The 17,227-nt window shown below is 70.0% G+C and carries 17 protein-coding genes and 1 rRNA gene; 8 read left to right on the forward strand and 10 right to left on the reverse strand.

Going from position 1 to position 17,227, the window contains the following annotated elements; translation table 11 throughout:
• A 5S ribosomal RNA gene (gene rrf, locus B9G49_RS12255) occupies nt 1-102 on the forward strand; the annotation flags it as partial.
• Between the two features lie 242 nt (nt 103-344).
• The gene (locus B9G49_RS12260; RefSeq protein ID WP_321166726.1) at nt 345-1,271 is read left to right on the forward strand and encodes a hypothetical protein; all 927 of its coding nucleotides are present in this window, start codon (nt 345-347) and stop codon (nt 1,269-1,271) included.
• 30 nt (nt 1,272-1,301) lie between these two features.
• On the opposite strand, the gene B9G49_RS12265 is transcribed toward B9G49_RS12260, so the two are convergent.
• Nucleotides 1,302-1,601 carry a hypothetical protein gene (locus B9G49_RS12265; RefSeq protein WP_086216554.1) on the reverse strand — a complete coding sequence of 100 codons (300 nt, stop codon included), beginning with the start codon at nt 1,599-1,601 and terminating at the stop codon, nt 1,302-1,304.
• Nucleotides 1,602-1,740: 139 nt separating this feature from the next.
• On the opposite strand from B9G49_RS12265, the gene B9G49_RS12270 reads away from it, so the two are divergent.
• On the forward strand, nt 1,741-2,625 hold the full coding sequence (locus B9G49_RS12270; protein WP_086216555.1) for a DMT family transporter: 885 nt from the start codon (nt 1,741-1,743) through the stop codon (nt 2,623-2,625).
• A 63-nt stretch (nt 2,626-2,688) separates the two neighbouring features.
• The gene (locus B9G49_RS12275) at nt 2,689-4,266 is read left to right on the forward strand and encodes a HAMP domain-containing sensor histidine kinase (RefSeq protein ID WP_086216556.1); all 1,578 of its coding nucleotides are present in this window, start codon (nt 2,689-2,691) and stop codon (nt 4,264-4,266) included.
• A gap of 38 nt (nt 4,267-4,304) precedes the next feature.
• Here B9G49_RS12275 and B9G49_RS12280 read toward each other — a convergent pair whose 3' ends face one another.
• Nucleotides 4,305-4,805, reverse strand: coding sequence for an SRPBCC family protein (locus B9G49_RS12280; RefSeq protein WP_086216557.1), 501 nt, complete (start codon nt 4,803-4,805; stop codon nt 4,305-4,307).
• An 89-nt stretch (nt 4,806-4,894) separates the two neighbouring features.
• Here B9G49_RS12280 and B9G49_RS12285 point away from each other — a divergent pair, with 89 nt between their 5' ends.
• Both B9G49_RS12285 and B9G49_RS12290 read left to right on the forward strand, forming a co-directional pair.
• Complete coding sequence (locus B9G49_RS12285) at nt 4,895-5,821, forward strand: DNA-3-methyladenine glycosylase (RefSeq protein WP_086216558.1); 927 nt, start codon at nt 4,895-4,897, stop codon at nt 5,819-5,821.
• Between the two features lie 68 nt (nt 5,822-5,889).
• Complete coding sequence (locus B9G49_RS12290; protein WP_086216559.1) at nt 5,890-6,348, forward strand: DUF555 domain-containing protein; 459 nt, start codon at nt 5,890-5,892, stop codon at nt 6,346-6,348.
• 96 nt (nt 6,349-6,444) lie between these two features.
• Here the strand turns inward: B9G49_RS12290 and B9G49_RS12295 are convergent, their stop codons facing one another.
• From B9G49_RS12295 to B9G49_RS12315, 5 genes are all read right to left on the reverse strand, one after another.
• Nucleotides 6,445-6,678 (reverse strand): UPF0058 family protein, encoded by a 234-nt coding sequence (locus B9G49_RS12295; protein ID WP_004598519.1) that lies wholly within the window; start codon nt 6,676-6,678, stop codon nt 6,445-6,447.
• A 243-nt stretch (nt 6,679-6,921) separates the two neighbouring features.
• Nucleotides 6,922-7,101 (reverse strand): hypothetical protein, encoded by a 180-nt coding sequence (locus B9G49_RS12300; protein WP_049929314.1) that lies wholly within the window; start codon nt 7,099-7,101, stop codon nt 6,922-6,924.
• Between the two features lie 101 nt (nt 7,102-7,202).
• Nucleotides 7,203-8,249 carry a transcription initiation factor IIB family protein gene (locus B9G49_RS12305; RefSeq protein WP_049929315.1) on the reverse strand — a complete coding sequence of 349 codons (1,047 nt, stop codon included), beginning with the start codon at nt 8,247-8,249 and terminating at the stop codon, nt 7,203-7,205.
• 357 nt (nt 8,250-8,606) lie between these two features.
• The gene (locus B9G49_RS12310) at nt 8,607-9,920 is read right to left on the reverse strand and encodes a Zn-dependent hydrolase (RefSeq protein WP_086216560.1); all 1,314 of its coding nucleotides are present in this window, start codon (nt 9,918-9,920) and stop codon (nt 8,607-8,609) included.
• Nucleotides 9,921-10,010: 90 nt separating this feature from the next.
• Nucleotides 10,011-10,343, reverse strand: a complete 333-nt coding sequence (locus B9G49_RS12315) for a hypothetical protein (RefSeq protein ID WP_086216561.1) — start codon at nt 10,341-10,343, stop codon at nt 10,011-10,013.
• A gap of 95 nt (nt 10,344-10,438) precedes the next feature.
• Here B9G49_RS12315 and B9G49_RS12320 point away from each other — a divergent pair, with 95 nt between their 5' ends.
• Nucleotides 10,439-10,651: a PLDc N-terminal domain-containing protein gene (locus B9G49_RS12320; RefSeq protein ID WP_049929318.1), complete on the forward strand. Its 213-nt coding sequence runs from the start codon at nt 10,439-10,441 to the stop codon at nt 10,649-10,651.
• Between the two features lie 60 nt (nt 10,652-10,711).
• Here the strand turns inward: B9G49_RS12320 and B9G49_RS12325 are convergent, their stop codons facing one another.
• The 3 genes from B9G49_RS12325 to malA form a co-directional block, all read right to left on the reverse strand.
• Entirely contained in the window at nt 10,712-11,740 is a 1,029-nt protein-coding gene (locus tag B9G49_RS12325; protein WP_086216562.1) for a sodium:calcium antiporter, read from the reverse strand.
• Nucleotides 11,741-11,744: 4 nt separating this feature from the next.
• Nucleotides 11,745-13,235 (reverse strand): 4-alpha-glucanotransferase, encoded by a 1,491-nt coding sequence (gene malQ, locus B9G49_RS12330; protein WP_086216563.1) that lies wholly within the window; start codon nt 13,233-13,235, stop codon nt 11,745-11,747.
• A gap of 124 nt (nt 13,236-13,359) precedes the next feature.
• Nucleotides 13,360-15,489, reverse strand: coding sequence for an alpha-amylase MalA (gene malA, locus B9G49_RS12335; protein WP_086216564.1), 2,130 nt, complete (start codon nt 15,487-15,489; stop codon nt 13,360-13,362).
• A 127-nt stretch (nt 15,490-15,616) separates the two neighbouring features.
• Here malA and B9G49_RS12340 point away from each other — a divergent pair.
• Nucleotides 15,617-17,227: glycoside hydrolase family 15 protein (locus B9G49_RS12340; RefSeq protein ID WP_343124399.1), on the forward strand; the 1,611-nt coding region annotated here is incomplete at its 3' end.

A 17,227-nucleotide genomic window follows, 5' to 3' on the forward strand; every position in this document is an offset into this window, starting at 1 on the left:
GGACACACCCGTACCCATTCCGAACACGGAAGTTAAGCCCACCAGCGTACCGTGAAGTACTGGAGTGAGCGATCCTCTGGGAACCACGGGTCGCCGCCTGCCCACTCATCCGGGAGAATACTCCCACTCAGCCCACGGACGTACGTCCGTGGGCTTTTTTGACGTATAGCGAGCGGCGAGGGCGTTGACGCGCGACCGCTAGGCTTAAACGCTCCACAGCGACAGTTCCGGATCAGTCCGAGAAACCGCCGATATCGCCTGCCGGACAGCGCGAGAGGTCGCTTCGTACCGGTATCCGATCGACAGCAGCGGGTCATCGGCCCGCCGCACCGAATGCGCGGACAGTGATCGTCTCGGCGCGAGTCGTATCAGTACTAATAGTTTCGTCAGTAAGTTTATCAGTTCTGTCGCTGAACCCAAGTGTAATGGGCGGACCGAACGGCACGGTACGGCTGTTCTGTGGCGAGCAGCCGTCGGTTCGCGACGGAGTCGACTCGGACCGTGTCGTGTCCGTCTTGTTTGGGACCGACGTGGAAAGGTGGCGGAGCGGCTGGGATCGAGCGCGAGCGAGACCGCCCGACAGAGAGGCGGTAGTGGACGTGAACGCCATCGCTCGGAGCGGGACCGCCGCGTCGACGCAGGTCGTACCGAACAACGGCCTCGCTTACACGGTCCTCGGCCGGACCGTGGAAAGCGAACGGGTTTTCGACGCCGTCGCCGACCACTTCGACGGCGTCCCCGATGGCGCGATCGATGTGGTGGTCGACGACCTCGCGCCCGTCGCCGCCCGGGAAGGCGTCGACTCGGCAGTCGCGTTCGTGGACCGTCTCCTCGAGCGGTTTGTGGGGAGAGTGGGTCGGATTTCGATGGGGTGCTCGTTCGAGATCCCCGTGGAGTTGCTGTCACGAGTCGGCGCCCGCGCTGATGTCGTCGTCGGGCCCGACGCGGAGGCGGTGACGGCGGTCGAACGGCTCTCCCGCGAGGATCCCACGACGTTCGGGTACGTCCGTCGCCACTGGGTGGAGGCCAAACGCGGCATCGAGACGTGCGACCGAAACTACCCGCAGTCGAAGCAGGTACACGCCGCGCTGGCGGACCCGGAGACGACGCCGCGAACGCTGGGAGCGACGCTGTCGGGGATGGTCACGCTCGGCGCGCTCGAAACGTGGGGAGATACCGTCGGCCCGACCCGGTACGATCTCACCGCGTACCGGCCGAAACGGACGTGGGCGCTCGGTGCGGCGATCGCGGTGGTCGTCTCAGACGACTGAAGGCGGGGTCGTACCGCAGTAGACGCGCTACTATTTTGATCTGTCCCGAGCGTCCGCCTCCGCGACGCGTTCGAGGTCGGCATTCACCACAGTCCCGTTCGGCTCCAGCGTCACGCTCCCGAGCGATGCGGTCTCGCCCGTGTCGTACCGCGCGGCGACGGCCTCCAGCGTCGCTTGTCGGTCGAGCCGCTCCCACACGGCCTCCGCGACGAGCGACTGGAACGCTTCTGGGTCGGTCCATCCGGCGTCGATATCTGAAGGGACACCGACGACGACGCGCAGTTCCGTTTCGGTGACGCGGATGCCGACGCCGAACGTGTCCGCACACATGTGTGCCGGTTCGCGTCGCGGAGTGAAATCACCGTCGGCGTCGGTCGCTGACCGAGGAGCACGGGAGAATCTGTGCCGCATCGGTCGATCGGCTCTCGAAAGCCGTAAGCAGTCGCCGTTCGAAGCGTCGTAGAACCCGATGACCTCGAACCCGGCGGTGTCACCCAAGGCGGCGCTGGCGACGGCGGTCGCGGCCGTGAGCGCGGGCGCCATCCTCGTCCGTCTGAGCGAGGCGCCGAGTTCGGTCGCCGCCTTCTATCGGGTGTTGTTCACGACGGTGCCGCTGGGGGCGGTCGCTGCGTGGCGGTATCGAGCGGATCTCGCGCGGATCCGGCCCCGCGATCTCGCGTTCGCGGCCCTGTCCGGGGTCGCGCTCGCGGTTCACTTCGCGGCGTGGTTCGAGAGCCTCCGGTGGACGAGCGTCGCCGCGAGCGTGACCCTCGTTCAGGCGCAACCGGTGTTCGTCGCGCTCGGCGCCTGGCTGCTGTTGCGCGAGCGCGTTACCCGCCGCCATGCGGCGGGTATCGCCGTCGCGGTGGGCGGGATGATGTCGATGTCGTTCGGTGACTTCCTCAGCGGCGTGGCGGTCGGCCCCCGTCCGCTGTACGGAAACGCGCTGGCGTTGACCGGGGCGGTCGCCGCCGCGGGCTACGTGTTGGCCGGGCGGTCGCTGCGGCAACGCATCTCGCTCGTCCCCTACGTCACGGTCGTGTACGGCGTCTGCGTGCTCGTCTTGCTCTCGTTCGTCCTCGCGGCGGGACATCCGCTTACGGGATACCCGCCTCGGGAATGGCTCCTGTTCGTCGGCCTCGCGGCCGGTCCGGGGCTACTCGGCCACACCGTTCTCAACTGGGCGCTCGCACACCTCGAGTCGAGCGTCGTCTCCGTCTCGCTGCTCGGCGAACCGGTCGGGGCGACGCTGCTCGCCGTCGCGTTCCTGTCGGAGACTCCGACGCCGGCGACGGTCGTCGGCGGGTGCGTCGTTCTCTTGGGGATATACGTCACGGCGGCCGCTGACCGGTGACAGCGTTTTCAGCGTCGATATTTTGGGGTAAACGTTGAAACCGTCTGGCCGGCTGATTAAGATATGGACCGGCGAACGGTCGTCGCGTTTGTAGGAGACAATGCCCGCGCGAGCGACCGCGTAACGCGCGCGGTCGCCGCCGCTTGGAAGGGGCCCGACGGACCGACGGTTCGGACGTTCGCCCCGGCCGATCTGGGTGAGGAACGCGACGACGAGGGCCCGCTGAACGACACCTGCGGTGTCGTCGTCACCGCCGCGGCGACGGCCGACGACGCGGTAACGGAGCGGCTCGCGGCGCTCCCGTCGAACGTGCCGGTGATCGCGCTCGTCGAGGACGCGACGACGGAGACGATCCGCGCCCTGCTGGCGGCCGGCGTTGACGACGTGGTCACCGTCGACGACTGGGCGCTGTCCCCCGACGAGAGCGACGCCGTCCGGTCGCTCGCCGAACGCCTCGCGGGACTGTTAGAGCCCGACCGCGTCCAGCTCGGAACCGATGATGTCGCTCGCCTCTCTGAGGTCTTGCTCGACGCCGGGACGACGCTGATGAGCACCCGCACCGACGAGGTCGGAACGAAGATCGAGTGGACGATGGAGAACGTCGGCGAGCACGCCGAGCTCGACCGGATAATCTGTTATCGAGAGGAGGACGGGCAGTTCGTGCCGGCGTACAGCTGGTGTCCCGACGGCTTCGACCCCGCCCCGAGGCGGTTCGATGACTTCCCAGACCCCGACCAGCTGTCGACGTTCGGCAACGTCGCTCGGGGGGCGGCTCCTCCGCGCGGTGAAGACGTCTCGACCGCTGACACTGACGAGGCGGGTCCGCCGGCGACGGTTCACGTACCGCTCGTCGTCGACTGGGAGCTGAGCGGAATCGTCGCTTTCGAGTCCGACGACTACCGGACGTGGACCGACGACGAGGTCGACCTGTACCGTACTCTCGGGGATCTGGTCGCGCACACGATCGCGCGCAACGACCGTCGGGCGGCGCTCCGCCGACAGGCGGAACAGCTCGAGCAGTTCAGTGCGGTCGTCTCACACGATCTCCGGAATCCGCTGAACGTGCTCTCGGGGTACCTGTCGCTCTCCGAGGACGAGCTGACGCCGTCGCGATACGATGCCATGAGCGGCGCGGTCGACCGCATGGAAACGCTGATCGACGATCTGCTCATGCTCGCGCGGCGCGGGGAGGCGATCGGCGAGACGGAGTCGGTTCCGATCGAGGCCGTCGCGAAAGACGCGTGGGCGTCCGTCCGGTCGCCCGAGGCGACGCTCACTATCGCGGATGAGGTCGGTCAGGTCGAGGCCGACCCGGGACGACTCCGGCAGGCGCTGGAGAACCTCTTCCGGAACGCGATCGATCACGCGGGCCGGGATGTGGCGATAGAGATCGGCCCGCTCACCACGGAGGACGGCCGCCGCGGGATGTACGTCGCGGACGACGGTCCGGGGATACCGGTCGAGCTCGCCGACACGGTCTTCGACTCCGGCGTCTCGTCCGCCGACAGCTCAGGGATCGGGCTGGCGATCGTCGACCGGATCGTGGAGGCCCACGAGTGGGACATCAAGGCCCGAAACGACGACGGCGCGGTCTTCGAGCTCACGTTCGGCGCGAGCGCGACGCAGGTCGCGTCGGCGTAGCGGGTTCGCTCGGTGTCGGCGGCGGCTCCGTGACGCCGTTATGCGTCGGAGAACCGGTCGACGGTGCGCCGGTGACGGTCTCGGAACATGCCCTCGAACCCGATTTTCGCCGCGGGTCCGACGAAGTCGCCGAGCGGGCCGAGCGGCAGTCGATACGCGACCGTATCGACGAGCAGGGTCTCGTCCCCGTCGGCGTAGAACGCGTGGGTGTGCTGCCACCGTCGGAACGGTCCGTCCTCCATCTCGTCGACGAACCGCGCGGAGCGCTCGGGCGGGGTCTCCCCGTCGGGGTCGCGCTCGACGATGCGCGAGGTCCACCGCTGACGCGGGCCCGCTCCGAACGGTCGGACCGACATCTCGATCGCCGATCCGGCGACGAGAACCCCCGGATCGGACTCGCCGTCCGGTCCCTCCACGCCGTCGATGCGGAGGCGCATCCAGTCGGGGGTGAGTTCGCGCAGTCCGTCGACCGTGGAGTGGAACGCCCACACGTCTTCGACCGGAGCGGGCACCCGAATCGTCCGCCTGTACGTCGGCATACGTTCGGTACGGTGCGGTCGGACAAAAAGCCGTCCACGGCGGGCCGCGACCGAAACTCGCATGCCTGCGCGCGCGCTGATCGAATACGATGGAACGCGGGGCGATCGACGTCGGCGATCTGGCTGGACCGTTCGACCTTCAGGCGACCCTCGAAAGCGGCCAGAGTTACCTCTGGAACCGGTCCGACGGCGACGCGTACGACGAACTTCACGCGCACGGCGGCGACGCGTGGTACGAGACCGTCGTCGATCCGATCCCCGGGGTGACCGACGAGCGCGTCGCGGTGCGGGTCCGACAGGAGGGGGGCGTCCACGACGGCACCCTCCGCTGGGAGGCGTCGACGGACGTCGAGCCGCTGTTGACGCACCTGCTCCGGCTCGACGACGACCTCAACGCGATCCTCGACGCCACGCCAGATCTGCCCCTGCTGGAGCGCGCGTACGACGCCTACGAGGGAATGCGACTGACCCGCGACCCGGTCTTCCCGTGTCTGATCTCGTTCATCTGTTCGGCCCAGATGCGGGTCGCCCGGATCCACGGGATGCAGCGCCGGCTCCGAGAGACGTACGGGGACGCAGTTCGACTCGACGACGAGACGTATCGGGCGTTCCCGACGCCCGAGCAGCTGGCGGCGCGGACGGAGGACGAACTCCGTGATCTCTCCTTGGGCTACCGCGCGCCGTACGTCCAGCGGACCGCGGAGATGGTCGCGACGGGCGAGGCCGACCTCTCGGAAGCGGCCGATCTCCCCTACGAAGAGGCCCGCGAGTCGCTCACGCGGTTCGTCGGCGTCGGTGACAAGGTCGCCGACTGCGTACTGCTGTTCTCGCTGGGATTCCTGGAGGCGGTGCCGTTGGACACGTGGATCCGCACCACCATCGAGGAGTATTACCCCGACTGCGACCGCGGGAGCTACGCCGCGACCTCCCGCGCGATCCGCGAGCGCTTCGGGGGCGAGTTCGCCGGCTACGCCCAGACGTACGTGTTCTACTACCTCCGCGCCGGCGGCGAGTGACCGGCGCGGCGCCCGGAGTCCGGCGCGGCCGAAGTTTGATACTCGTTCGCGTGGTACGCACAATCGTGATGGACTGTCGAGTCGTCGTCGAGGCCGCGGTCCCGGTGTACGACGTGGAGACCGCCGACGAGGCGGTCCGGATCGCCATCTCGAAGACCGGTGAGATGCTCAACCCGGACCTCAACTACGTCGAGATCGACACCGGGACCCGGACGTCGCCGAGCGGCGAACCGCTCGATCCGGCGTTCGTCGCGGCCGACGAGGCGCTCGTCGCCTTGGAGCTCCGGATGGACGTGTTCAACGTCGACCGCGGCGAACACGCCAGCCGCGTCGCGCGAAAGGAGATCGGGAAGCGACTCCGCAACATCCCGCTGAAGGTCCTTACCGTCACCGAGATCGGTCCCGAAGAGAGCGACCGCGCCGACGACGCGTCGACCGCGACAGGAAAGTCAGCGTCGGGCGACGAGGAGTCGAGCCGCAGCGACGGATCGGCACTCAGCGGCGGCGAGGAGCACGAGGAGTTCTGAGCCGGTCGCCTCCGTGCTGCCGGCTCTCGACGGGAGCGGCCGCGACGCTGGTCGGCGTTTGGTGCGGTCGGCGAGGAGCGGTACGCGGTAAACGTCTCAGTCGGCCGTCGGGGCCAGCGGCTCCGATTCGGACGACTCCATCGGCTCAGTGATTCCCTCTGTCAGCTTGAAAACGGCCGCCTTGTGGTCGGTCTTGGATTTGTGGATCGACGTCGGTTTCACGCCCAGTTCCTCGTAGGCTTCGAGATCAACGTCGTCGTCCCAGAACTCGCACTGTTTTCGTACCTCCGCGAGGAGACCGTGAAGATGGATGAGTTCCTGCTTCTTCATGAGTACCAGTCCTTTGCTACCGGAGGTTTATATTATTATCTTGAGTAACGTTACCACACTATCCGCGTATTTCGCGAGTAGCAACGCGGAGAAGTGGGTTCTCGATAGATCGTTCAGGATCGTTTCCCGCGATCCGTCGCTACCCGAGGTCGACGACGATCAAAAAGTCGTTCGCGAGACGCCGACCGTGTGCGGTCGGGGCTCCGGTCTCAGGGGTGGTCGAGCCCCCGACCCGGCACGGCGCTACTGGAACTGTCTGACGGCTTCGAGGTCGCGCTCGGTTCGCATGAACTCGGTCAGGCGCCGCGTCGCGTGACACGCCGGACAACTGAAGTTAGACCGCAGGTCCTGAAGCTCGGCCGGGTTGTCCTGCCACTCCTTGCCGCACTCCGGACAGACGAGTCTGACGAACGCATCAACCATGTCACCCTGTACAGTCGGCCGCGTTAAAAACGTGGGTGGCGATCGGGGGTCGAGTGTCGAGCCCGACGAGACCGACATCGAACCGAGTTCCTGACGGCGCCTCAGGCGCTCGCGGCGCCGCTCGCGTCGAGGAGCTCCTTGTATCGATTCCGGATGGTGACCTCGCTGATGTCGGCGACCTCCGAGACCTGACTCTGCGTCACCTTCTCGTTCGACAGGAGCGCGGCGGCGTAGACGGCGGCGGCGGCCAGTCCGACCGGCGACTTACCGCTCGTGATCCCGGCGTTCGCGGCGTCGTCGAGCAGTTCGCGTGCGCGCCGCTCCGTCTCCTCCGAGAGGCCGAGCCGCGAGACGAACCGCGGGACGTAGCTCGTCGGGTCCGCCGGCTGGACGCGCAGTCCGAGCTCGCGGATGACGTACCGGTACGTCCGCGTGAGCTCCATCTTCTCGACGCGGGAGACCGTCGTGAACTCGTCGAGGCTCCGCGGGTTCCCCACCTGCCGGGCTGCGGCGTACAGCGAGGCCGTCGCGACGCCCTCGATGGAGCGGCCGGGAAGCAGGTCCTCGTCGAGCGCGCGGCGGTAGATGACGCTCGCGGTCTCGCGGACGTTGTCGGGGAGGCCGAGGGCGCTGGCCATGCGGTCGATCTCGCCGAGCGCCTGCTTGAGGTTGCGCTCCTTGGAGTCGCGGGTGCGGAACCGCTCGTTCCACGTCCGCAGCCGTTGCATGCGGCGTCGCTGTCGGCCCGAGAGCGACTTGCCGTAGGCGTCCTTATCCTGCCAGCCGATGTTCGTCGAGAGCCCCTTGTCGTGCATCATGTTCGTCGTCGGAGCGCCGACCCGCGACTTGCTGTCCCGCTCGTTCGAGTTGAACGCGCGCCACTCCGGCCCGCGGTCGACCGAGTCCGCCTCGACGACGAGCCCGCAGTCGTCACACACCGTCTCGCCGTGCTCCGTGTCGGTCGCGAGCCGACCGCCGCACTCGGGGCAGGTCGTGGTGCGCTCGCGCTCGCTCTCCGTCGGCTCCGCGACGGCCGCCGACTCCGACGCCCTCGTTCGCGTGCGCTCGCCGCCCGCGGACGCGTCCGCGGAGTCCGCCCGTCCTTCCCGTTCCGTGCCGCCGTCGCTGTAGGTATGTGTCTCTGTCATGGGTGTGCTCCGACGATCCCCCGACGAAAATACAGCGAGGTCCGCGAATCGCCAGCTCGTTAACGTATAGTTAGTCGCGAAAGTATATAAATATATCTATAATTGAGCGCGGCGTTGCGACCGGAAGCGGCTTCATACGTCGGTGTACGCGGATATGTGACCTCGACCTCGTCCTATCCGCGATCGGTGATGTCCCGGAGCGGAGTCGTGCGACCGTATTTATACTTCACTCTCAGTGACCGCCCCCACGCAGCGAGGCCGGTCCTCGACTCAAGGGGTCGGTCGGCGCCCCACCCGAGGTCCGTGTGCCTGAGAGGCCACCGGGTACAGCGCCGACCTCGCTCGCACCGTCGACCGTCACCGCTCGTCGACCGCGGCGCGCGCGAGCGCGCCCGCCAGCACCTCGGTCGCCGCGGCGCAGTCGTCCCAGTCGGTCCACTCTCGGGGGTTGTGCGAAATCCCGTCGCGGGACGGAGCGAACAGCAGCGACGCGTCCGTGACGCGCGCGACCCGCATCGCGTCGTGCGCCGCGCCCGAGTGGAGGTCGATCGCCTCCCGCCCGGCGGCGTCGGCGGCGCCGTGCGCGGCCCCGCGGAGCCGGTCGCTCATCGGCGTGGGCGCAACGTCGAACGGTCGCTCGAACGCGGTCTCGACGCCCCGCTCGCGCTCCAGCCGCGCGAGCGAGTCGCGCGCGGCCTCGACGATCGCCTCCATGGATCCGGCCTCGACGTCGCGGATATCCACGCCGGCCTCGACGCGGCCGGGAACCACGTTCGTCGCGTTCGGCGCGACCGACAGCGACCCGACGGTGCCCACCGCCGAGGGCGACGAGGACGCCACGACCTCGTTCGCGGCGGCTTCGACGTCCAACACGAACTCGCTCGCGGCCGCGAGCGCGTCGGTCCGCTCGTCCATCGGGGTCGCGCCCGCGTGGTTCGCCTCGCCTTCGATCGCTGCCTCGCAATGGGTGATCCCGGTGATCGTCGTCACGACACCGACCGCCGCGCCCGCTTCCTCCAGCGTCGTGTCCTGCTCGATGTGGAGCTCGTAGAACGCCGCCCACGACGCGGGATCGAGCGTCGTCGGGTCGCCGTCGTCGTCGGTCGGCGTGGCGGCGTCGACGGCGTCGCCCCCGCGGTAGCCGATCCGGTCGAGCGCCTCGCCGAGCGTCTCTCCGCCAGCGTTCGACAGCGCGAGCGCGTCGTCGAGCGCCGTCTCGCTGGTCGCGACTGACGAACCGAGGAGCCCGTTGCCGAAGCTGCCTCCCTCCTCCTCGGTGAAGCTGACGACGGCGACCGGTCGGTCCGGCTCGGCCCCTGCGTCGCGCATCGCGCGGACCGCCTCCAACGCGGCGTACACCCCGAGCGGGCCGTCGAAGATCCCGCCCTCCGGCACGCTGTCGAGGTGGCTCCCCGAAACGACCGGAGCCGCCTCGGGATCGGCGCTCGCCGGGACCCACGTCCCGAGGACGTTTCCGACCGCGTCGACCGCGACGTCGAGACCGGCGGCTCGAAGCCGTTCGACCAGCCGGTCCCTGGCGCGACGGTTCGCCTCGGATCCAGTGCGATTCGTTCGCGCGTGCGCGTCCGGATCGCCCGTTTCGACGCGGCCGAACGCCGCATTCGCCTCGATGTCCGCGCGGAGCCGGTCCGCGTCGACTGGGAGCGTCATACCTGAGCCGGGCGCTCCGCGATCAAAACGGTTCGGGCTCCGGCGGTCGCGTCGAGGCGGGTGTCCGGGCGGTCACCTCCCGAGTGGCCTTCACTCCCCGCGCCGCGCGAGCCAGTAGCCGGCCGAGCCCAGCCCGAGTCCGGCCGCGAACACGCGGCTCGCCGCCTTCCCGTCGATCGACCGCTCGGCGGCGACGCCGAGCGCCGCCCACGCCAGCGCGATCCCGAGGCTTCGTGCCGGGCCGCCGCGGAACCGCCGACAGCCCGCGGTCGCCCGCGCGTGACGGTAGAGGTAGCCGACCGCGAAGCCGGTCGCGAACGGTGCCGCCGGAACCCCCTCGGTGTCGGTCCGCGACAGCGCGAGCAGCGCGAGGCCGCAGCAGAGCTCGGTCGTGGCACCCGCTGCGCGCACGACACCAACCATGCGTACCGTTCACATCCGTCACTCATAGCCGTTTCGCCGGGAGCGCCTTCTGATCCCGAAGACACTTTGCGCGCGGCGTTGTGGTGTCAGCCGACATGTCCCCGTTGCTCCTCCAAGGCGCGGCGGCCGGTATCGCCCTCTTAGTCAGTCTCGGGTTCCTCGTCGTCCACCTCGCGATGATCGTGTGGACGTACTCTGACGCGCAGAGCCGCAGCGAGCACCCGCCGATCCTGTGGGCGCTCGTCGTGTTCTTCGCGCCGCTGCTCGGGATCCTGCTGTACCTCATCATCGGGCGGGACTCCTACTGAGCCGCCGTCTCGCGCACCGGCGCCGACGAGTGGTTCCCGGCGCCGATCCCGCCGGAGGACTCACACGCCCTTGAGCACGCTCGTCACGCCGACGCTCTCGGTGACGACCCACGCGACGAACAGCCCGTAGGCCGCGAGCAGCGCGTACGACTCGCGCTCGTTGAGCGCGAGGCTCGTCCGGAGCGTCACGAACAGCAGGACGGTCGCGACCGTCAACACGCCGAGCATCGGCACCGCCGTCGAGAAGTTGACGGCGACCTCGCCGACGATCAGCACGCCGAGCGGGATAGCGACGAGCAGGTCGAACGTGTTCGATCCGAGGACGTTTCCGAGGCTCGTCGTCCCCCGGTTCTCGCGCGCCGTCCGGACGCTGACCAGCGTGTCCGGGAGGCTCGTCGCTGCCGCGACGACCGTGACGCCGGCGAGGAACTCCGGGACTCCGAAAGTGACGCCGAGCGACTCCACCGACGCCACGAGCCGCTCGACGGTGACGACGATGACCGCGAGCCCGCCGCCGAGCTTCGCCCACTCGCGCCGAATGTCGATCCCCTCACGGACGCGGTCTATCGCCGCGTCGTCGACGTCCTGATACTGGATGAAGAGGTAGAGACCGTACAGCGCGAGCGGGATGACCGCGAGCGAGCGCGGCAACGTCCCGACGATCGGGTCCGTCGACACCGGGAAGTAGATGACCGCGAGCGCGAACGTCACGACCAGCGCGGAGACCGCCAGCATGTAGAACTGCGCCTCCTTGTACACGATCGCCCGGTTGGCTTCCAGCTCGTCCTCGCCTCCGAGTCCGGCGGCCGCGGGAATCACGAGAACGTTGAAGATGGCCGACCCGACGAGCGCGCCCACGCCCATGTCGAAGACGCCGGTGAGAGCGGTGACCAGCACGCTCACGAGCTCCGGGAAGCTCGATCCGACCGCGACGACGATCGACCCTTGAACCACCTCCGGGAGCCCGTAGTACCCGGACAGCGTCTCGGCGGCCTCCTCCAACCAGCCGCTCCCGAGCCAGATGAACGCGGTCGCCGCGGCGATCACGAGGACGTGGACGAGTGACGAGTCGGGGAGGGCGCCCGTCACGGCGCTAGCGCACGTGCTTCCCGGCCAGCTCCCACAGCCGGTCCGCGATCGCGTCGTCGAGGTCGTCGCGGGCGACGCGCCACTCCCAGTTGCCGTCCAGCGTCCCGGGCTCGTTGAACCGGGACTCGCTGCCGAGCCCGAGCAGGTCCTGAATCGTCGCCACGGCGAGGATCGCGTCCGAACCCCACACCTCGTCGATGATCGCCCACTCGGACGGCTCGTCGGGGTCGCTCCCGACGTTGTACCGGAAGCAGTCGCGCTGCTCGGCGGGGAGGTCCTCGAAGTAGCCGGCCCACGTGTCGGTGTCGTGCGTCGAGGTGTAGCCGACGACCCCCTCGCCGTAGTGTATCGGCTGGTACTCGTTCCCCTCCGCGCACCAGTCGGCGTACTGCGGGACGCGCATCCCCGGGAAGCCGAACTCGGCCATCAGCTCGTCCATCGCCGGGTCCTCGAAGCCGAGGTCCTCGGCGATGAACGGGGCCGCGCCGAGCTCGCGCTCGACGGCCTCGAACAGGTCGCGGCCCGGCCCGTCGCGCCACTCGCCGTCCGCGGGGTCGTCGCTATCGGCGGGGATCGCCCAGTACTTCACGAAGCCGAGGAAGTGGTCGAGCCGCGCCACGTCCGCGAGGTCGAACAGCCGACGGAACCGGTCGAGCCACCAGTCGTACCCCGACTCGGCGAGCCGCTCCCAGTCGTACAGCGGGTTCCCCCACCGTTGGCCGGAATCGCCGGCGTTCGGCGGCACGCCCGCGACCGCAGTCGGACGGTTCCCCTCGTCGAGCCGGAACGCCTCCGGGCTCGCCCACACGTCGGCGGAGTCGAGCGCGACGTAGATGGGCACGTCGCCGACGATCGATACGCCCTCATCGGCGGCGACCGCGCGCAGGTCGTGCCACTGGCGGTCGAACGTCCACTGGACGAACGCGCGGAACCGGACCTCCGCGGCGTGTTCCTCGCGCGCCTCGGCCAGCGCGTCCGGGTCTCGCGTGCGCAGCGGCGCGGGCCACTCCGTCCACACGTCCTCAGGGCGGGCGTCGGAGAGCGCCCTGAACAGCGCGTAGTCGGCCAGCCACGGCTCGCGCTCGCGGAACGCGCCCAGCGCGGCGCGGTCCTCCTCGGTCGCCCGCTCCTCGAACTGCTCGAACGCGGTCCGCAACAGCGGGAGCTTGTACTCGCGGACCGCGTCGTAGTCGACGCGGTCGGTCGGGAAGTCGGGGACCGGCCGCAGGTCCCCCTCGTCGAGCCAGCCGTCGTCGACGAGCCCCTCGGGGTCGACGAACAGCGGGTTGCCGGCGAACGCGGACGGCGACTGGTACGGCGACTCCCCGGCCACGGAGAGCGTCGGCCCGATCGGACAGATCTGCCAGTGGTCGACGTCGGCGTCGCCGAGGAACGAGAGGAAGTCGCGCGCGCCCTCGCCGAGGTCGCCGATCCCGTACGCCCCCGGTAGCGAGGTGACGTGACAGAAGACGCCGTCGGAGCGGTCGAATCGCATAGGCCACCCTGCGCCCCCCACTGACTTCAAACGTTGCGTCCGGGGATCGCGTCGCGGCGGCGGAGATTGTCACGACTGGCCGCTCACTCGTCCGCGACCGGACGGCCACTCTCCGGCCCGCCGTTCACTGCTCTGCGACCGGCACCACCGCCACGTCGTCGACGCGGACCCGCTCGGTGCCCTCGCCGTCTTCGACCACGCACCGCTCGCCCGTGACCAGGTCGCGCTCGCCGTGAGCGACATCGATCGCGACGCTCGCGTCCGCGGGCGCGAAGTTGAGAACGACGATCAGGTCCTCGTCGCCGTCGTGCCGGCGGAACGCGACCACGTCGTCCGGGTGGACGTCGCCGCTCGCGACGATCGGCCGCTCGGAGAGGTCGCCGCTCGCGACGTGGTAGCCGACGCGCGACACGTCGCCCTCCGGCCCGAGCGCCGGGTGGTCCCGTCGGGTCGCGAGCAGTCGCTCGTAGCGGTCGCGGACCTCCTCGCGCGCGTGGTCCCACGCGATCGCGTCGCGCCGGCCGCGCTGACCGATCTCCTGGCCGGCGTACACCATTGGGACGCCGGGCAGCGTCATGATCGCCGCGCCCGCGGCCGCCGCGGCGGCATCGCCGCACTCGACGCGGTAGCGCGTCTCGTCGTGGTTCTCGATGTACTGGAGGAACTCGGCGTGGTCCGGGAACCCGATCTCCGCGCGCTGGTCGACCGCGTCGAGGACGCTCGAAGCGGGTTCCGCGCCGCGACCGACCTGGCGGAGCTGGAAGTACAGCGTCGCGTCGAAGTGGACGTCGAACATCCCCTCGTGGAAGCCGGGGATGTACGGGATCGTCTCGTCCATCAGGAGGAACTCGCGGTCGATGTCCTTCACGCGGTCGCGGAGTTCGCGCCAGAACGAGTCCGGGACCGCCCACGCCATGTCGCAGCGGAACCCGTCGACCAGCGGGGCCCACTCGTCGATCACGTCGAGGAGGAACCGCCGCACGTCGAGGTTCGCGTGGTTCAGGTTCGCGATAAGCTCCCAGTCGAAGTAGGTCCCCGGCTCGCCGGACTCCTGCCACTCGTAGCGGTCGCGGTACGGCGACTCCGGATTCTGGTAGGCGTCGCGGAACCACTCGTGGTCGCGGGCCGTGTGGTTGGCGACGAAGTCGAACAGCACGCGCATCCCGTGGTCGTGGGCCGTCTCGACGAGCGCTTCGAAGTCCTCGCGCTCGCCGAGGTCGTCGGCGGTGTCGAAGAAGTCGACGATGTTGTAGCCGTGTGGCTTCCCGTCGTGCCCGAGGACCGGCGTGAGCCAGAGCGTGTCGGCGCCGAGCTCCGCGATCCGGGGGATCCGCTCCGCGATGGCGTCGAACGCCGCGCCCTCGTCGGCGTCCGCGAAGGTGCGGACGAACACCTCGTAGACGGAGGCGCTGCGAGTCCACGCCGGCGGGTCGTTGAGTCGGAGCGTCTCGAAGTCGGGCGCGTCAGGGGTCAGCACGGCCTCGCCGCCGGCGTCGGTCGCTCCCGGCGGACCGTCCCCGGCGCGCTCGACCGCGGCCGCGTCGGCGACGCTCACGCGCGGATCCTCTCCCGAGTCCCGCGCGACCGCGACGGCGTGAACGCGGAGGCGGTCAGGAACCGCGTCGAGGGGGACGCGGAGTTCGCGGCCGCCGTCGCTCACCCGGAGCGCGTCTCGCGGGCTCGTGCGGCCGTCGGCCACCGCGGTCTCGACGTCCCGGTCGTCGACGACGAAGGTCACCGAGAGGTCGTCGGCGTCGAACGCGGACTCCGCGTTCGGCGTCGGCGTCGCGGTGAACACCGCCTCTCCGGCGCCCGCGCGCGTCTCCTCCCCTCCGGTCTCGCCGCCGGTCGACTCGGCGTCGCCGCCGAACGCGACGCCCGCGTCCACCCTGACCCGCGGCCGACCCACGCCCTCGTGCCGCTCCCGCGCGGCGTAGTCCACCGGCGCGTCGTCCGCGTCGCGGTCCCGTATCGCGGTCCCGCTGCCGCCGGCGACGTCGACGCCCTCGTAGCTCGCGGGGAACGCGCGGACCGTGAGCAGGTGGTCGCCGTCCGGCGCGTCGAGCCCGAGCAGGTAACGGCCCGGAACGTCGGGCGTGAACGCCGTTACGGCGTCGTCGCCGACAGTCGCCTCGCTGCCGGGCGGGGCGTCGGCGACGCGCCAGGCGTACGTCGCGTCGGGGTTCGGGTCTCGCGGAGCCAGTTCGGTCTGCTCGCCGGTCGCGAGGAAGCGCGGGGGTCCGGGGTGGTGCATGTGACGCCAATTAACGCCCGGGGCCTTCGGTGTTGCTCTTGTTTCGGTGAGATCTGCGTCGCGCAGCGTCCGTTCGGATACCGGCCGCGGTCGTCAAGGCTTTTACTCCGGCAGTCGCAGAGCGGGTATGCGACTGCGTACCGCCCTTACGGAGCACGAACGTCGGCGCGGGGAGCGCTACCCGGCGGAACACTCGATGACCGCCGGCGCGTTCACCGGCGACGACGGCCGACTGGTCCACGTCGGACCGGACGGGACCGTCCACGACTGTTCGTACTCCCTCTCCGAGGTCGGCGGGGCCGACCGCCTGCGGATGGGGATCACCGCCGGGCGCGGGGTCCGCTGGTTCGACGACCTCGAGACGACCCGCCAGCACTACGACGGCGACACGCCGCTCGTCGAGACGGAGTACGACGCCGGCCGCTACACCATCCACCAGTTCGACCTCGTCGTGAGCGACACGCACCTCACGCACGTCGAACTCCGGGGATCACCGCCCGCCGACGCCGAGATCGTCGCCGCCTACGCGTTCTCGCCGGACATGGTCGAGGGCCGCGTCGGTAACATGGTCCACGACGGGGCCGGCCCCGAGGACGGCGGCGTCGTCGAGGTGTACCACCGCACCGAGCACGACTTCCTCACCGCCTCGACCGGGCTCTCGAACGCCCACGGCCAGCGCCTGCGGACGATTCCGGAGCTGCTCGGCGAGGCCGACGACGGCTTCCCGCACCGCGGCGAGATCGACCGACGAGAGGACTCGCGGCTCACTCCCGACGTGGTCGTCCGCGCCCCCTTCGAGCGCGACGGCCGCACGGAGCGCGTCACGCTCGCCGGGCGAGCGGTCGTCGACCGCCGGGCCGCCCGCGACACCGGCGACGACGCGAAGGACGCGCTCACCGACGGGGTCGACCGCCAGCGCCGCATCGAGACGGTCTCGAACATCGCCACCGCGTACCCCGACGCGGACGACCTCCGCGAGGCCGCGGACGGGCGCGGACCGGACGTGCCCGCCGACGCCCCGCGACGGTCGGTGATCGCGAGCGACCTCCGCGCGCTCGACCTGCTCACCGCGGAGTCCGGGGGCCGGATCGCCGCCCCCGAGTTCGACCCGTTTTACTCCACCTCCGGCGGCTACGGCTACACGTGGTTCCGCGACGAGGCGACCGTCTCGACCGCGCTACTCGACGCGAGCGAGGAGCTCGGCCTCGACGCCGACGAGGAGCTGCTCGCGGCCGCGAGCTTCTTCTGTCGGACGCAGGACGCCGACGGCTCGTGGCCCCACCGCGTGTGGGCCGACTCCGGGAAGGTGGCCCCCGGCTGGGCGAACGCCCGGATCGAGGGCGCGAACGCGACCCCCGGCCCGAACGATCAGCTCGACCAGCCCGCCACGGTCGTCGCGTTCCTCGCGACCCTCCGCCGCGAGGCCGACCTCCCCGAAGAGTGGCGCGACCGGATCGACGAGACGATCGCCGACGCCGTCGACTTCCTCTTCGAGACGACCGAGGACGACGGGCTCCCCCGCCGCTGTCAGAACTGCTGGGAGAACGCGCTCGGCCGGTTCACCCACACCGGCGCCGAGTACCTCCGGGCGTTCGCCGCGGTGGCGCGCGCGCCGGTCGACGAGGCACTCCGGGCCGACGCGGCCGACGCCGCTGACACCGCGCTCTCCGGGCTCGACGCGCGCTGGCACCCCGACACGGAGCGGTTCCTCCAGCGCGCGAGCGAGGAGGACCAAGAC

It is taken from the genome of Halorubrum sp. SD683 (assembly GCF_002135045.1).
Classification (GTDB): domain Archaea; phylum Halobacteriota; class Halobacteria; order Halobacteriales; family Haloferacaceae; genus Halorubrum; species Halorubrum ezzemoulense.